The organism is Escherichia sp. E.sYA108, from assembly GCF_011754335.1.
Lineage (GTDB): Bacteria > Pseudomonadota > Gammaproteobacteria > Enterobacterales > Enterobacteriaceae > Escherichia > Escherichia coli.
In genome coordinates this window covers 3255790-3270472 of the sequence record NZ_JAAQVZ010000001.1, presented here as the reverse complement: position 1 = coordinate 3270472, position 14683 = coordinate 3255790, and the positions used below count along the sequence as shown (strand labels likewise).

Below are 14683 nucleotides of genomic sequence, written 5' to 3'. Positions count from 1 at the left end.
ATGGAATCTAATAATGGGGAAGCCAAAATCCAGAAAGTGAAGAACTGGTCTCCCGTGTGGATATTTCCTATCGTCACGGCGCTCATTGGGGCCTGGGTTCTTTTTTATCATTACAGCCATCAGGGACCGGAAGTGACCCTGATCACCGCGAATGCGGAAGGAATTGAAGGTGGCAAAACCACCATTAAAAGCCGTAGCGTTGACGTCGGCGTGGTTGAAAGCGCCACACTGGCTGATGATTTGACGCACGTTGAAATCAAAGCGCGGCTGAATTCCGGTATGGAAAAGTTGCTGCATAAAGATACCGTCTTTTGGGTGGTGAAACCGCAGATTGGTCGAGAAGGGATTAGCGGCCTGGGAACACTGCTGTCTGGGGTTTATATCGAACTGCAGCCAGGCGCGAAAGGCAGCAAAATGGATAAATACGATTTGCTGGACTCGCCACCGTTGGCCCCACCTGATGCGAAAGGTATCCGTGTGCTTCTCGATAGCAAAAAAGCCGGGCAGCTCTCGCCAGGAGATCCGGTGCTGTTCCGTGGCTATCGGGTAGGTTCGGTTGAAACCAGCACTTTCGATACGCAAAAACGCAATATCAGTTATCAACTGTTCATCAATGCACCTTATGACCGACTGGTGACCAGCAATGTTCGTTTCTGGAAAGATAGTGGCATTGCGGTTGATCTGACGTCAGCGGGAATGCGTGTGGAGATGGGCTCATTGACAACGCTGCTTAGTGGCGGTGTCAGCTTTGATGTGCCGGAAGGTCTGGATTTAGGGCAGCCAGTGGCACCGAAAACAGCTTTCGTTTTGTATGATGATCAGAAGAGCATTCAGGATTCGTTGTACACCGATCACATTGATTATCTGATGTTCTTTAAAGATTCGGTACGCGGTCTGCAACCGGGAGCTCCGGTAGAATTCCGGGGTATTCGCCTGGGTACCGTAAGCAAAGTGCCATTCTTTGCGCCGAATATGCGTCAGACATTTAACGATGATTACCGTATTCCGGTACTGATTCGTATCGAGCCAGAGCGGCTGAAAATGCAGCTTGGCGAAAATGCGGATGTTGTTGAGCACCTTGGCGAATTGTTGAAACGTGGTTTACGCGGATCGCTGAAAACCGGAAACCTGGTCACTGGCGCACTGTATGTTGATCTCGATTTCTATCCAAATACGCCTGCAATAACCGGTATTCGTGAATTTAATGGTTATCAGATTATCCCGACCGTTAGCGGCGGTCTGGCGCAAATCCAGCAACGACTGATGGAAGCGTTGGATAAGATCAACAAACTGCCATTGAATCCGATGATTGAACAGGCAACCAGTACGCTTTCTGAAAGTCAGCGCACAATGAAAAACCTGCAAACGACGCTGGATAGCATGAACAAGATCCTTGCCAGCCAGTCGATGCAGCAGTTACCGACGGATATGCAGTCAACGTTGCGTGAATTGAATCGCAGCATGCAGGGCTTCCAGCCTGGTTCCGCAGCCTACAACAAGATGGTGGCGGATATGCAGCGCCTTGATCAGGTGTTGCGAGAACTGCAACCGGTGCTGAAAACGCTCAACGAGAAGAGTAACGCGCTGGTATTTGAAGCGAAGGGCAAAAAAGATCCAGAGCCGAAGAGGGCGAAACAATGAAAAAGTGGCTAGTGACGATTGCGGCACTGTGGCTGGCCGGATGCAGCTCCGGCGAAATTAATAAAAACTATTACCAGTTACCTGTGGTGCAGAGCGGTACACAAAGCACCGCCAGCCAGGGTAATCGCCTGTTATGGGTTGAGCAGGTCGCTGTTCCTGACTATCTGGCGGGGAATGGTGTGGTTTATCAAACCAGTGATGTGAAGTATGTGATTGCCAACAACAACCTGTGGGCCAGCCCGTTGGATCAACAGTTGCGCAACACCCTGGTTGCCAACCTGAGTACGCAACTACCCGGCTGGGTGGTTGCCTCCCAGCCTCTGGGAAGCGCCCAGGACACGCTCAATGTTACCGTCACGGAGTTTAACGGTCGCTATGATGGCAAGGTCATTGTCAGTGGTGAGTGGCTGTTGAACCACCAGGGACAACTGATCAAACGTCCGTTCCGTCTGGAAGGAATGCAAACTCAGGATGGTTACGATGAGATGGTTAAAGTGCTGGCCAGTGTCTGGAGTCAGGAAGCCGCTTCTATTGCGCAAGAGATAAAGCGTCTACCTTAATCATAAAGATTTGTAAATATAACCGCCTCCGGTATGTTGCCTGAGGCGTTTTTTTGTTTCTAACGTGCGGAAAAAGTTGTTCCTCTTCACATTTTTTGTACAACCGACATGCCCGTGTAGCTCACAAATATGACAGTGGCGTGAATTTTGCGCATTGACGGCAGTTATGATTCGCGGTATTGCTTAACTGTGATTGCATATTTAGTAATCACTGTTTTCTTTTCCACCAGAAACCAGTATGAGGGAAACGAGGCATGAAGAGACAAAAACGAGATCGCCTGGAACGGGCACATCAACGTGGTTATCAGGCCGGCATCGCCGGACGCTCAAAAGAAATGTGTCCCTATCAGACGCTGAATCAAAGGTCACAATGGCTGGGAGGCTGGCGAGAAGCCATGGCGGACAGGGTAGTAATGGCCTGATTCTGTCTCTTTAAAAAGAAACCTCCGCATTGCGGAGGTTTCGCCTTTATATACTCTGTCTGATTAAAATCAGAATGCAGACGTATCCTGGAACAGACCGACTTTCAGGTCGTTGGCGGTATAGATCAAACGACCATCAACCAGCACTTCGCCATCAGCCAGGCCCATAATCAGACGACGGTTAACTATGCGTTTAAAGTGAATACGATAGGTCACTTTTTTCGCCGTCGGCAGCACCTGGCCTGTGAATTTCACTTCACCTACGCCCAGCGCGCGACCTTTACCTTCGCCGCCCAGCCAGCCGAGGTAGAACCCTACCAGCTGCCACATTGCGTCCAGGCCCAGGCATCCCGGCATAACCGGATCGCCGATAAAGTGGCATCCGAAGAACCACAGATCCGGATTGATATCCAGCTCTGCTTCAACATACCCTTTGTCGAAGTTACCACCCGTTTCGGTCATTTTGACCACACGGTCCATCATCAGCATGTTTGGTGCTGGCAATTGCGGGCCTTTAGCGCCAAACAGTTCACCGCGACCAGAGGCAAGAAGGTCTTCTTTTGTATAGGATTCGCGTTTATCTACCATGTTCTCTGTAAGCCTTATTTTATTGAAGCACGCAGGATAGCTAACACGTGTACGCTGAACAAGTCCGATCAGTTCGGAATAAACCAGTTCAGCCAACGTAATGGCCATGGAAAACGGTGACGTCCTTCCTGTTGCGATGCTTGTGCGATACGTTCCTGGATGGTTTGCATCAGCGTCGTTTGGCCTTCGCCATCCCACACCAGATTTAATAATAACGGCAGTGCGTCAGTCACATCGTCTACTGCCCAGATGGTGAATTTGTCTTCTTCTACCGCTTTCACCAGTTCACTGTGAAGACTTAAATGGCGAACGTTAGCTGTGGGGATAATGACACCTTGTTTCCCCGTTAACTCACGTTGCTGGCAAATAGCAAAGAAGCCTTCGATTTTCTCATTTAAACCACCGACTGGCTGGGCGCGACCGAACTGATCGACTGAACCTGTGATAGCGATACTCTGATTCACCGGCACATCGGCGAGGGCGCTTATCAGGGCGCAGAGTTCAGCCATCGAGGCACTATCGCCATCCACTTCACTGTATGACTGCTCAAATGTCAGCGATGCTGAGAAGGGGATCTGTTGCTCAAGCTGTAGTTCCGACATCAGGAACGCTTGCATGATCATCATCCCTTTCGCATGGATATTGCCGCCAAGCTCCGCTTTGCGTTCGATGTCGGTGAATTCACCATCGCCAATATGCACAACGCAGCTAATGCGAGAAGGTTCGCCAAAAGCGCGTGGATGACCCGGAAATTCAATGACCGAAAGGGCGTTAATTTGCCCGATGCGTTCGCCTTCGGTTTCAATCAGGATTTGCTCCTGAAGGATCTCATCCTGCATGCGTTCAGCGAGGAAACCTTCGCGCCATTCACGCTGCTGTAGCATTAAGTTTAGCTGCTCGCCGGAGAAGGTGTCGCCATCACACAGGGAGGCGACCTCTTGACACTGGCGGAGGATCCACTGCGGGCTAAGCGGAAGTGTTTCTTGTTCACCAGTGTAGCGTGCTGCTTCGCGGATAAGTACCGGCCAGGCATCCGCTCCCGGTGCTGGTAAGTGATTATGTTTGGCGGTAAATGTCACCCAGCGACACCACTGGCTTACTGACTCCGCATCGACAATCTGCAGAGTATCTTCAAATTCGCTATAAATAGTCTGCTCTGAAAGCTCTGGCTCCATCTCCTGGAAATCAGCCAATGATTCGCGTTCGCCTACCAGAATGACTTTCAGCTTCAATGGCATCGAAGGCACAGAGACGGGGAGAGGGCGCGACTCATCAAACGCAACCCAGTCAAAACGCTCGCGGTTAACGATATTTTTCAGCCGCATCCACAGCAGAGGTTGCGCCAGCAGTGTACGCAAAGAGATGATGAGAATACCGCCATTTGCCTGATGCACCAGACCAGGCTGCAGGGTAATGTCGCCATTAAACTGACGCAGGCAGCCAAAGAGTTGCTCTGCTTCTACCCAGTCGGCAGCGACAACTTGCGTTAAAGTCGCAAAATTATCATCTGCACTCACTGCGTGACGTAAGCGGATGGTGTGGCCGGAAACCTCATAGTGACCGCCCACCAGTTGGCCTGCATCGCTTTGTAGCGTACGCGCGGCATCAGCAATAAGATTCAGATACTCAGACTCTTCCGGGGCCTTCGCCAGCATAAAAGAGGAGGATGCTCGCGTATGCAGCAACTGCTCCAGCGCAAATTGCAGTCGCGGTTGAGTATCACTGAATAAAGGATCGTTTTCGTCAATCAAATGTGGCTGAGCAAATATTTCCTGATAGCTATCGGTATCAGGAACCAGGTCACGCCATGCAAGTTTCGTAATGGTCAAAGTTGATGTTTTTTAGTCTGTTGTCAAAGCCGCGATTATACCGTAACCGGCACTGCAGCACACGTAGAAAGCAACGACAATACTCCTGGCATGGGCGTTAAAGCTCACAGGATGGAGATTCTTTTCTTCACTGGCCTAAAAAGCTGATATTCTGTAAAGAGTTACACGGTAACATTGAGATCGCTATGAAATATCAACAACTTGAAAATCTTGAAAGCGGTTGGAAATGGAAGTATCTGGTGAAGAAGCACCGCGAAGGGGAGTTAATCACCCGTTACATAGAAGCCAGTGCCGCCCAGGAAGCCGTCGATGAGTTGCTCTCGCTGGAAAATGAACCCGTGCTGGTAAATGGTTGGATTGACAAGCATATGAATCCGGAACTGGTCAATCGCATGAAGCAGACCATTCGGGCCAGACGGAAGCGCCATTTTAATGCAGAACACCAGCATACGCGCAAAAAATCGATCGATCTGGAATTTATCGTCTGGCAACGTCTGGCTGGCCTTGCGCAGCGTCGCGGTAAAACGCTTTCTGAAACGATTGTTCAGCTGATTGAAGATGCGGAAAACAAAGAGAAATACGCGAATAAAATGTCTTCTTTGAAGCAGGATCTGCAGGCATTGCTGGGTAAGGAATAACTGTCAAAAGTCAGTTCAATTTACTAAAGGCGAAAAAAAAACCCCGCAGCTGCGGGGTTTTTCTACCAGACGAGAACTTAAGCCTGCGGCTGAGTTACAACGTCTTTGATGCCTTTAACTTCGATCTCTACGCGACGATCCGGAGCCAGGCAATCGATCAGTGCAGCACGCTGTTTCACGTTGTCACAGGTGTTGCCAGTAACCGGGTTGGATTCGCCCATACCACGTGCGGAGATTTTGTCTGCCGGGATACCTTTAGAGATCAGGTAATCAACAACGGACTGAGCACGACGCTCGGACAGAGCCTGGTTATAAGCGTCAGAACCGATGCGGTCAGTGTAACCCAGAACAACTACGGAACCGTCTTTCGGATCCAGGTTGCTCAGCTGGCTGTACAGCTGATCCAGAGCAGCCTGACCTTCCGGTTTCAGGGTTGCTTTGTTGAAGGTGAACAGAACGTCAGACTTCAGAGTGAAGTGCTTGGTCTGTACTTCCGGTGCCGGAGCTGGAGCCGGAGCAACTACTGGAGCTACTTCGCCCTGACCGAAACGGTAGGAAACACCCAGGCTCAGCATGCCGTTGTCCGGACGAGTGCCGATGGTGTGTGCGTCACCGATGTTGTTGGTCCACTGGTATTCCAGACGGGTAGCGATTTCAGGAGTGATCGCATACTCAACACCGCCAGCGAAGACCGGAGAAACGCCGGTGTCGTGGTCTTTAAAGGATGCGCCACCAGGTACGTTAGCCTTGGTGTCTGCACGCCATACCATACCACCCAGACGAGTGTAGATGTCCAGATCGTCAGTGATTGGGTAACCCAGTTTAGCGGTCAGCTGAACGCCCTGAGCTTTGTATGCGCCGTTGATGTTGTCGCCTTTGTACGGCATACGACCTAACCAGTCGTAACCCATTTCAAAGCCAACATACGGGTTAACCTGGTAACCACCAAAAGCACCTGCACCCAGTTGGTTTTCGTGGGTCGGACCATTGTTAGGAATAAAACCAGTGTCATGGTACTGGGACCAGCCCAGTTTAGCACCAGTGTACCAGGTGTTATCTTTCGGAGCGGCCTGCGCTACGGTAGCGAAACCAGCCAGTGCCACTGCAATCGCGATAGCTGTCTTTTTCATTTTTTGCGCCTCGTTATCATCCAAAATACGCCATGAATATCTCCAACGAGATAACACGGTTAAATCCTTCACCGGGGATCTGCTCAATATTAACTCTACCGATATCTTCGGCTTATGCCGAGCACCCCTGGCGATGTAAAGTCTACAACGTAGTTGAAAACTTACAAGTGTGAACTCCGTCAGGCATATGAAAAAAAAGTCTTGTATAAGGTACGTTTAATCTTTTTTGTCAGCGACAATTTACAGAAGAAAATCGCGGAAACCGCTTCAGACAAGCCTCCGCAAGGAAAATTAGTCACGACTGAAAGCATTGGCTGGGCGACAAAAAAAGTTCCAGGATTAATCCTAAATTTACTTAATGATACAAATTAGAGTGAATTTTTAGCCCGGAAAGTTGTCTCGTTGCGTGAGAGGATGCGCTTACCGGACGCATAATAAACCCCATAGCGTTACCTTCATTTGCCGCATCAACAAGTTCAGCATGCTCTTCTGCAGTCAAATCATCTGCCAACCAACCGATCACCACGCTGTAATTGCCCGTGCGTAAAGCGCGAACCATTGACTCCACGGTGTGGCAAGGGGAGAGCTGGCTAATCTGCATTACTTTCGTTAAGGGTAGCCCAGATGCCTGAACCCATTCGCGACTCAGTTTTTGTTGCGGTGTTAACCAGAGTTGCCAGCGCGATTGCTGACCGAGTTGCTGTAACAATGGCAACAGTAGAAGTTGCGTCATCATGGGCTGATCTTCGCGATAGACAACTTCACTGATAAGCCCGGCTGTAGTGTTTTCCGTAGAGACACGCGCAATTTTACTTGCTGCGGATGAGAACGACGAAGAACGATGTGCATAGCCTGAAGTGTACATAATCAATCCAGCCCCTGTGAGTTACTGTATGAATGTACAGTACATCCAGTGACGACAAAGATCAACTCTATTTTCGGAAAGAGCCTCGCAAATTTTGTCGTTGGTGACGGGAAAACATAAATTAATCTTGCCCCTTAAGAATAAGTTGCCTATTTTCGTAGTTAACGGATCCGTTAATGTGAATCATTCTTTTATGTTATGATTTTAAAAGGAATTTTATGAAAAGCCTCTCCTATAAGCGGATCTATAAATCACAAGAATACCTGGCAACGTTGGGCACAATTGAATACCGATCATTGTTTGGTAGTTACAGCCTAACCGTTGACGACACGGTGTTTGCGATGGTTTCTGATGGTGAGTTGTATCTTCGGGCTTGTGAGCAAAGTGCACCGTACTGTGTAAAACATCCGCCTGTCTGGCTGACATATAAAAAGTGTGGCCGATCCGTTACCCTCAATTACTATCGGGTTGATGAAAGTCTATGGCGAAATCAACTGAAGCTGGTGCGTCTGTCGAAATATTCTCTCGATGCAGCGCTGAAAGAGAAAAGCACGCGCAATATTCGGGAAAGACTGAAAGATTTGCCCAATATGTCTTTTCATCTGGAAGCGATTCTCGGGGAGGTGGGGATTAAGGATGTACGGGCGTTACGTATACTTGGGGCAAAAATGTGTTGGTTGCGACTGCGGCAGCAAAACAGTCTGGTGACAGAAAAGATTCTGTTTATGCTTGAAGGGGCCATTATCGGCATTCATGAAGCTGCGCTCCCGGTGGCACGCCGCCAGGAGCTTGCAGAATGGGCTGACTCTCTTACGCCGAAACAGGAGTTTCCTGCGGAACTTGAGTAATCTGGCGTTGCAGACGACCAATCTCTGGCAGTAATGCAATCAATAACCCAACTTGTTGTACGACCAGAGGTTCTTTGCTGTCTGCCCGTGGTTCAAGTTGCTGCATCCGCTGTTTCAGGCCAGCTAATGCCTGATTGACGCGTTCTTCATCAGCAGGTTGATGATGTAGCGCGTCATCAACATAGCAAACTGCGTCATCAAGAAACGCCAGAATTTCAGGATTAGTTAACTGCTCCCGGTGAGCACCGAGGGCTGAGATATAGCTGGTAAACGTATGGTTAAGGCACAGCAACCGAAACGCGGCCTCGCGAATTTGCGGGGTAACGTTCGGCTCGCTGGACATATTTGATACCACCGACGCCAGTTCAGCATCACGGTTGTGTGCATCGCGGCGGGCAATACGATACGCCAGACGGTTATCACGCCCCTGATGGTATTGCTCCAGTATGGCATCGAGATAGCGACAGTTGGCCTCGGTGGCACGTTCGAGCATGCGCGGCAGATTGCGAAACTTCCAGTCAGGCCAGATGTAGCTCACCGCCGCCCACGCAATGGCACAACCAATCAGCGTATCGATTACGCGAGGTAACGCCACTTCAAAACCTTCACCCAGCAAGTTAAAACAAAGTAGCACCAAAAGTGTGATGAACATCGTTGCATGGGCGTATTGCACGTTACGGAAGGCAAAAAAGAGCACGCCGGTAATAACCAGTAGCACCAGTTGCCCTTCCAGTGACGGTACAAACCACAGCACAGGAATGCCAATTGCGATACCTACCAGCGTACCAATAATCCTTAACTTCAGGCGGTGGCGCGTGGCGTTATAGTTTGGCTGGCAGACAAACAAACTTGTCAGCAAGATCCAATACCCGTGATGCATTCCGGTTATCTGAATGATGGCGTAGCCGAAGCACAACACCAGCGACATTCTTACCGCATGACGGAAGAGGGCGGATTCCGGCGTGAAGTGACGGCTAAGACGCAGCCAGATATCACTCAATCCGTGCGGGCTGTCATCAGCGAGCTCATTTTCGTCATTATTATGGGGCAGTGCCTGGGCCTGTTCTGATTCAATTGTTGCCAGTTGGGCATCAATGGCACGTAAATTGTTCAGTAAAAATCCCAGTGTTTTGAGTAAATCAGCAGGAGCGCCGTTATCGCGCATCCGCTCCAGCGCAGCATCAATATGCGTAAAAGCGCGCTCAAAATGCGGATCATGTTGATAAGGCTGACGCAGCAAAATACAGCGTGACAGTTGCTGGCACGCCTGGCCCTGCATCGACATCAGCCGCTGAAAACGGAACAGCACGTCGCTGTGGCGAAAATGTTCACGCAATGTTTGATATTGAATATGAGAAGAGCTGGCACGCTCGTGAATATCCTGTGCGACAAAGTAATAATGCAGTGTGCGACGCGTTCCCCGTTGACCACGATCGCCACGTAAGCGGGTCAGCAGCGAGAGTTTCGTCTGATTCAATGTCGCCATCAGCTGACCGTTGGCGAGAGCCAAATCGTACAGCGGTGCCTGGCTTTCATCTTCAATATCAGGATCAAACATGCGCGACTTGAGCTCAAGATAACGCGCCAGTTGTTCATAGCAACGCGCCAGGTTGTCCTGCAGCGGGCGGACCGGGAACAGCAGATGACCAATAAGTGTCAGGACGTTGTACCAGACGGCACCGGCCAGAAGATACATCGGCTGCTGATACCAGTGCTCATACAGTGATGTTCCCAACATAGTGTAAATGGCGATCAGCAATGCACCGAAGGCAATTGTTGCATAGCGTTGACCCAGACCGCCGAGCAAAATGAAGCCGCTGGTAGAGAGCGTTAAGCCAATCGCAAATAGCCAGGGCCAGGGAAACAGCAATTCTACTGAGGCCGAGGCGATAAAAAAGCAGAACAGCGTAATGATGAGGTTACGCAAACGTCCCGCCAGTCGGTCATCGAGATCGGTCAGCGCCGCTGCCACCATCCCAAGCGTCAGCGGAATCGTCAGTTTTACATCACCCAGCCACCACGGAAACGCTGTGGTTCCACAAAGCGCAATAAAAATACGCGCGTAATACAGCCAGGCGCTGTTCCAGGTATAGCGTTTGAGCAAAGGACTTAGCATAAAGGCCATATTAGTGGATTATTGGAAACGACGACGTGCATTGGCTTCGCGCGCAGCTTGCGCTGTTTCTACCGATACCACGCGACGACCGACCGGCCATAGTGCAATAGCGGCAATTTTAAAGTTCGCAATACCGACAGGAATGCCAATGATGGAAATACATTGTGCGATGCCCGTTGCAATGTGCATCAGGCATAACCACCAGCCAAAGAAAATCAGCCAGAAAATATTCAATACCGTACCGCCAGTATTTAGCAGCACATTTTTGCCAGCCGGGTTCAGTTCATCGACATGAATAGCTTCATTGCCATAAGGCACCAGAGACAGTTTAGTGATCTCCCAGCAGGATCGTGTCAGCGGTAAGGTAAAAATCAGCACAATACTGACCAGAGTCGCCAACAGCCAGCCCAGAGTGGTGGCAAATCCGCCAAGCACAAAGTTCAGAATGTTCAAAACGGTACGCATAAAACCTCGCTTTACTGTGGTTTTCAGTAATGGGCGGCAATTGTAACGTTTTTTTGGGCTGGAGCACGTTTTCTCTGACGGTTACACTGATAAGAAATAATTTCGTGTGGATCTACAGAGTCATGGAACTGAAAGCGACAACGCTTGGAAAACGTCTGGCACAGCACCCTTACGATCGGGCGGTGATCCTCAATGCCGGGATTAAAGTCTCCGGCGATCGCCACGAATACCTTATTCCTTTCAATCAATTACTGGCGATTCACTGTAAGCGCGGTCTGGTATGGGGCGAACTGGAGTTTGTACTGCCGGACGAAAAAGTGGTGCGTCTGCACGGTACCGAATGGGGCGAGACGCAGCGTTTTTACCATCATCTTGATGCTCACTGGCGGCGGTGGAGTGGCGAGATGAGCGAAATTGCGTCTGGCGTTTTACGTCAGCAACTGGATTTGATTGCCACGCGCACCGGAGAAAATAAATGGCTGACGCGTGAGCAAACCTCTGGTATGCGGCAACAAATCCGCCAGGCTTTGTCGGCGTTACCATTGCCGGTTAACCGACTGGAAGAATTCGATAACTGCCGTGAGGCGTGGCGTAAATGTCAGGCCTGGTTGAAAGACATTGAAGGCGCTCGGTTGCAGCATAATCAGGCGTATACCGAAGCCATGCTTATCGAGTATGCGGATTTTTTCCGCCAGGTCGAGTCTTCACCGCTGAATCCGGCGCAGGCCCGGGCAGTCGTTAATGGCGAGCATTCTTTGTTAGTGCTGGCTGGTGCAGGAAGCGGAAAAACGTCGGTGCTGGTGGCCCGTGCAGGCTGGTTGCTGGCGCGTGGTGAAGCGTCCCCTGAGCAAATTTTATTGCTGGCGTTTGGTCGCAAAGCCGCTGAAGAGATGGACGAGCGTATTCGAGAACGACTACATACCGAAGACATTACCGCACGCACGTTTCATGCGCTGGCGCTGCATATTATTCAGCAGGGCAGCAAAAAAGTTCCGATAGTCAGCAAACTGGAAAATGATACCGCTGCCCGTCATGAACTTTTTATTGCTGAGTGGCGCAAGCAATGCAGCGAAAAGAAAGCGCAGGCGAAGGGCTGGCGGCAATGGCTGACGGAAGAAATGCAGTGGTCAGTGCCAGAAGGTAATTTCTGGGATGATGAAAAATTACAGCGTCGTCTTGCCTCTCGCCTCGATCGCTGGGTAAGTCTGATGCGGATGCACGGTGGTGCACAGGCAGAAATGATTGCCAGTGCACCCGAAGAGATTCGCGATCTGTTCAGTAAACGTATCAAGTTGATGGCCCCGTTATTAAAAGCCTGGAAAGGTGCGCTGAAGGCAGAAAACGCTGTCGATTTTTCGGGCCTTATTCACCAGGCGATTGTGATTCTGGAGAAAGGTCGCTTTATCAGCCCGTGGAAGCATATTCTGGTTGATGAATTTCAGGATATCTCGCCGCAGCGCGCAGCGTTGTTAGCGGCATTACGCAAGCAAAACAGTCAGACGACGTTGTTCGCCGTTGGTGATGACTGGCAGGCGATTTATCGCTTCAGCGGTGCGCAAATGTCGCTCACCACCGCTTTCCATGAAAACTTTGGTGAAGGTGATCGCTGCGATTTAGACACGACTTACCGTTTTAACAGTCGTATCGGTGAGGTGGCAAACCGGTTTATTCAGCAGAACCCAGGCCAGCTGAAAAAGCCGCTAAACAGCTTAACCAATGGAGACAAAAAAGCCGTCACGTTATTGGATGAGAGCCATCTTGACGCTTTGCTGGATAAGCTCTCTGGTTATGCCAAACCGGAAGAGCGCATTCTGATCCTGGCGCGTTACCATCACATGAGGCCTGCCAGCCTGGAAAAAGCGGCAACACGCTGGCCGAAGTTGCAAATCGACTTTATGACCATTCATGCCAGCAAAGGGCAACAGGCGGATTACGTCATCATCGTTGGCTTGCAGGAGGGGAGTGATGGTTTTCCGGCTGCGGCGCGGGAGTCGATTATGGAAGAGGCGCTACTGCCACCGGTTGAGGATTTCCCGGACGCTGAAGAACGGCGGTTAATGTACGTGGCGCTGACCCGGGCACGCCATCGGGTATGGGCACTGTTTAACAAAGAGAATCCCTCTCCATTTGTCGAAATACTGAAAAATCTGGATGTGCCGGTGGCGAGAAAACCGTAAGAAACAGGTGGCGTTTGCCACCTGTGCAATATTACTTCAGACGGTCCGCGAGATAACGCTGATAATCGGGGATCAGAATATCGACCGCGTCGTTGAAATGCGGCGACTGGATAATGAAGTCTGCCGTTGCCACGTTGGTGGCAACCGGAATGTTCCATACCGTCGCCAGACGCAGCAAGGCTTTCACGTCAGGGTCGTGCGGCACGGCGTTTAGTGGGTCCCAGAAGAAAATCAATACATCAATTTTCCCTTCTGAGATCAATGCGCCAACCTGCTGGTCACCCCCCATTGGGCCACTCAACATCGCGTTGACGTTCATGCCGGTCGCGCGGGAAATTAAGTTACCGGTAGTGCCTGTTGCATACAGTACGTGTTGTTCCAGTAACGGTTGATGCCGTTCCACCCAGCTCATCAGCATTTGTTTGCAGTGATCGTGTGCCACCAGCGCAATATGTTTCCGCGAAGGTAAAGTGCGAGTCGTCAGTTCCATAATGTACATCCGTAGTTAACTTTCCTACAGATTACTGTAAGTACTTATCGCTGCAAGATAAAGACTGAAAAAGCCTGCGCACAGGCACAAAAATCTCAGGAGGATGGTTGTTTTTCCGCCCATTGCAGGAAAGTATTTCGCGTTTGTGGGTCAGCCAGTTTAAACCAATACTTCAGCCGTTGTTCTGTGAGCACCTGAGACTGCGGCGGAATAGCATCCAGCTCGGAAACACCCGAAAGCAGCGTACTGTCATCTGCCATCATCGTGGCAAATTGCGGTAGTGAAGCGCGTTTCGCGGATTTGTTATAGCGTTCAACCTCGACCTCATAATCAATCGTTTTTGCAGTTGAGGTAATGGCGAGAATATCCAGCTTTACCGGAATCGGCGTCGCATCGCCATCCAACAATTCAAGGCGCGGCGCGGCATCAAAATGGTTAGCTTCCCGCTCATTCTCCAGGCGAGGCAGGCGAAAATTGACCTGGTTGATGAGCTGGGTATTAAAACTAACCACCAGTGGAGGGGAGATATAGAGCCGTTCTTCACTATTGGAAAGATGAATCGTCTTCTCAACGCGAAACACTAACTGATGCGGTCCATTGTCCAGTTCAATGCTGTCCGCACCGCGCAGCAGAGAGCTGGAAACCTTCTTACCGTCGAGTACCAGAAGATCGACATCAGTAGAAAGCCGCAGCGTGGTGGCAAAAACGGATACCGGCAAACATAATGCAATCAAGGTGGTCACGATGCCGGTTTTCATAGATAGCTCCTGTTAAAAGACCGCCCGAATAATAATGTGTCAAAATTTTTCTTTAATCATACTTACTAACATATAGACATATTTCCCGCTTTTGCTCTCATTCATTCGTATTAGCTGCATGGTTGGCATGTCGGCTTTGTCGTACACTTTGTTAAA

14 protein-coding genes are annotated in these 14683 nt (G+C 50.1%); 6 read left to right on the top strand and 8 right to left on the bottom strand.

All coding sequences use genetic code 11. The features are described from left to right. From pqiB to rmf, 3 genes are all read left to right on the top strand, one after another. Positions 1–1641 (top strand): intermembrane transport protein PqiB, encoded by a 1641-nt coding sequence (pqiB, locus tag HBM92_RS15820; protein ID WP_000445548.1) that lies wholly within the window; start codon positions 1–3, stop codon positions 1639–1641. Next, positions 1638–2201, top strand: coding sequence for a membrane integrity-associated transporter subunit PqiC (pqiC, locus tag HBM92_RS15815; RefSeq protein ID WP_000759106.1), 564 nt, complete (start codon positions 1638–1640; stop codon positions 2199–2201). The genes pqiB and pqiC overlap by 4 nt, the downstream gene beginning before the upstream one ends. A gap of 254 nt (positions 2202–2455) precedes the next feature. Continuing rightward, positions 2456–2623, top strand: coding sequence for a ribosome modulation factor (gene rmf, locus HBM92_RS15810; RefSeq protein WP_000828648.1), 168 nt, complete (start codon positions 2456–2458; stop codon positions 2621–2623). Between the two features lie 69 nt (positions 2624–2692). On the opposite strand, the gene fabA is transcribed toward rmf, so the two are convergent. Both fabA and HBM92_RS15800 read right to left on the bottom strand, forming a co-directional pair. Then, positions 2693–3211, bottom strand: coding sequence for a bifunctional 3-hydroxydecanoyl-ACP dehydratase/trans-2-decenoyl-ACP isomerase (gene fabA, locus HBM92_RS15805; RefSeq protein WP_000227926.1), 519 nt, complete (start codon positions 3209–3211; stop codon positions 2693–2695). Between the two features lie 68 nt (positions 3212–3279). Next, positions 3280–5040 (bottom strand): Lon protease family protein, encoded by a 1761-nt coding sequence (locus tag HBM92_RS15800; protein WP_000156504.1) that lies wholly within the window; start codon positions 5038–5040, stop codon positions 3280–3282. Positions 5041–5225: 185 nt separating this feature from the next. Here HBM92_RS15800 and matP point away from each other — a divergent pair, with 185 nt between their 5' ends. Beyond that, positions 5226–5678 carry a macrodomain Ter protein MatP gene (gene matP / locus HBM92_RS15795; protein ID WP_000877153.1) on the top strand — a complete coding sequence of 151 codons (453 nt, stop codon included), beginning with the start codon at positions 5226–5228 and terminating at the stop codon, positions 5676–5678. 77 nt (positions 5679–5755) lie between these two features. Here the strand turns inward: matP and ompA are convergent, their stop codons facing one another. After that, on the bottom strand, positions 5756–6808 hold the full coding sequence (gene ompA / locus HBM92_RS15790; RefSeq protein ID WP_001528868.1) for a porin OmpA: 1053 nt from the start codon (positions 6806–6808) through the stop codon (positions 5756–5758). A 355-nt stretch (positions 6809–7163) separates the two neighbouring features. Then, positions 7164–7673: an SOS-induced cell division inhibitor SulA gene (gene sulA / locus HBM92_RS15785; protein ID WP_000288707.1), complete on the bottom strand. Its 510-nt coding sequence runs from the start codon at positions 7671–7673 to the stop codon at positions 7164–7166. 218 nt (positions 7674–7891) lie between these two features. Between sulA and sxy the strand changes: the two genes are divergently transcribed. Next, the gene (gene sxy / locus HBM92_RS15780; protein ID WP_000839136.1) at positions 7892–8521 is read left to right on the top strand and encodes a CRP-S regulon transcriptional coactivator Sxy; all 630 of its coding nucleotides are present in this window, start codon (positions 7892–7894) and stop codon (positions 8519–8521) included. Here sxy and yccS read toward each other — a convergent pair. Both yccS and HBM92_RS15770 read right to left on the bottom strand, forming a co-directional pair. Continuing rightward, positions 8484–10646, bottom strand: a complete 2163-nt coding sequence (gene yccS / locus HBM92_RS15775) for a YccS family putative transporter (protein WP_000875041.1) — start codon at positions 10644–10646, stop codon at positions 8484–8486. The two genes, sxy and yccS, sit on opposite strands and share 38 nt — an antisense overlap. Positions 10647–10655: 9 nt before the next feature. Further along, a complete protein-coding gene (locus HBM92_RS15770) occupies positions 10656–11102 on the bottom strand; it encodes a YccF domain-containing protein (protein ID WP_001261236.1) in 447 nt (148 codons plus the stop codon). 122 nt (positions 11103–11224) lie between these two features. Between HBM92_RS15770 and helD the strand changes: the two genes are divergently transcribed. Continuing rightward, on the top strand, positions 11225–13279 hold the full coding sequence (gene helD / locus HBM92_RS15765) for a DNA helicase IV (RefSeq protein ID WP_001443200.1): 2055 nt from the start codon (positions 11225–11227) through the stop codon (positions 13277–13279). 31 nt (positions 13280–13310) lie between these two features. Here helD and mgsA read toward each other — a convergent pair whose 3' ends face one another. Beyond that, a complete protein-coding gene (gene mgsA / locus HBM92_RS15760) occupies positions 13311–13769 on the bottom strand; it encodes a methylglyoxal synthase (protein WP_001295939.1) in 459 nt (152 codons plus the stop codon). 95 nt (positions 13770–13864) lie between these two features. Further along, entirely contained in the window at positions 13865–14527 is a 663-nt protein-coding gene (locus tag HBM92_RS15755; RefSeq protein ID WP_000847791.1) for a DUF2057 family protein, read from the bottom strand. Between the last annotated feature and the right edge of the window lie 156 nt (positions 14528–14683).

Excerpts from the sequence above, each read along its gene's own strand:
- pqiC (WP_000759106.1), top strand. The coding sequence starts at position 1,638 with ATGAAAAAGTGGCTAGTGACGATTGCGGCACTGTGGCTGGCCGGATGC.
- sulA (WP_000288707.1), bottom strand. The coding sequence starts at position 7,673 with ATGTACACTTCAGGCTATGCACATCGTTCTTCGTCGTTCTCATCCGCA.
- HBM92_RS15770 (WP_001261236.1), bottom strand. The coding sequence starts at position 11,102 with ATGCGTACCGTTTTGAACATTCTGAACTTTGTGCTTGGCGGATTTGCC.
- HBM92_RS15755 (WP_000847791.1), bottom strand. The coding sequence starts at position 14,527 with ATGAAAACCGGCATCGTGACCACCTTGATTGCATTATGTTTGCCGGTA.
- sxy (WP_000839136.1), top strand. The coding sequence starts at position 7,892 with ATGAAAAGCCTCTCCTATAAGCGGATCTATAAATCACAAGAATACCTG.
- yccS (WP_000875041.1), bottom strand. The coding sequence starts at position 10,646 with ATGGCCTTTATGCTAAGTCCTTTGCTCAAACGCTATACCTGGAACAGC.
- mgsA (WP_001295939.1), bottom strand. The coding sequence starts at position 13,769 with ATGGAACTGACGACTCGCACTTTACCTTCGCGGAAACATATTGCGCTG.
- matP (WP_000877153.1), top strand. The coding sequence starts at position 5,226 with ATGAAATATCAACAACTTGAAAATCTTGAAAGCGGTTGGAAATGGAAG.
- fabA (WP_000227926.1), bottom strand. The coding sequence starts at position 3,211 with ATGGTAGATAAACGCGAATCCTATACAAAAGAAGACCTTCTTGCCTCT.
- ompA (WP_001528868.1), bottom strand. The coding sequence starts at position 6,808 with ATGAAAAAGACAGCTATCGCGATTGCAGTGGCACTGGCTGGTTTCGCT.
- rmf (WP_000828648.1), top strand. The coding sequence starts at position 2,456 with ATGAAGAGACAAAAACGAGATCGCCTGGAACGGGCACATCAACGTGGT.
- pqiB (WP_000445548.1), top strand. The coding sequence starts at position 1 with ATGGAATCTAATAATGGGGAAGCCAAAATCCAGAAAGTGAAGAACTGG.
- helD (WP_001443200.1), top strand. The coding sequence starts at position 11,225 with ATGGAACTGAAAGCGACAACGCTTGGAAAACGTCTGGCACAGCACCCT.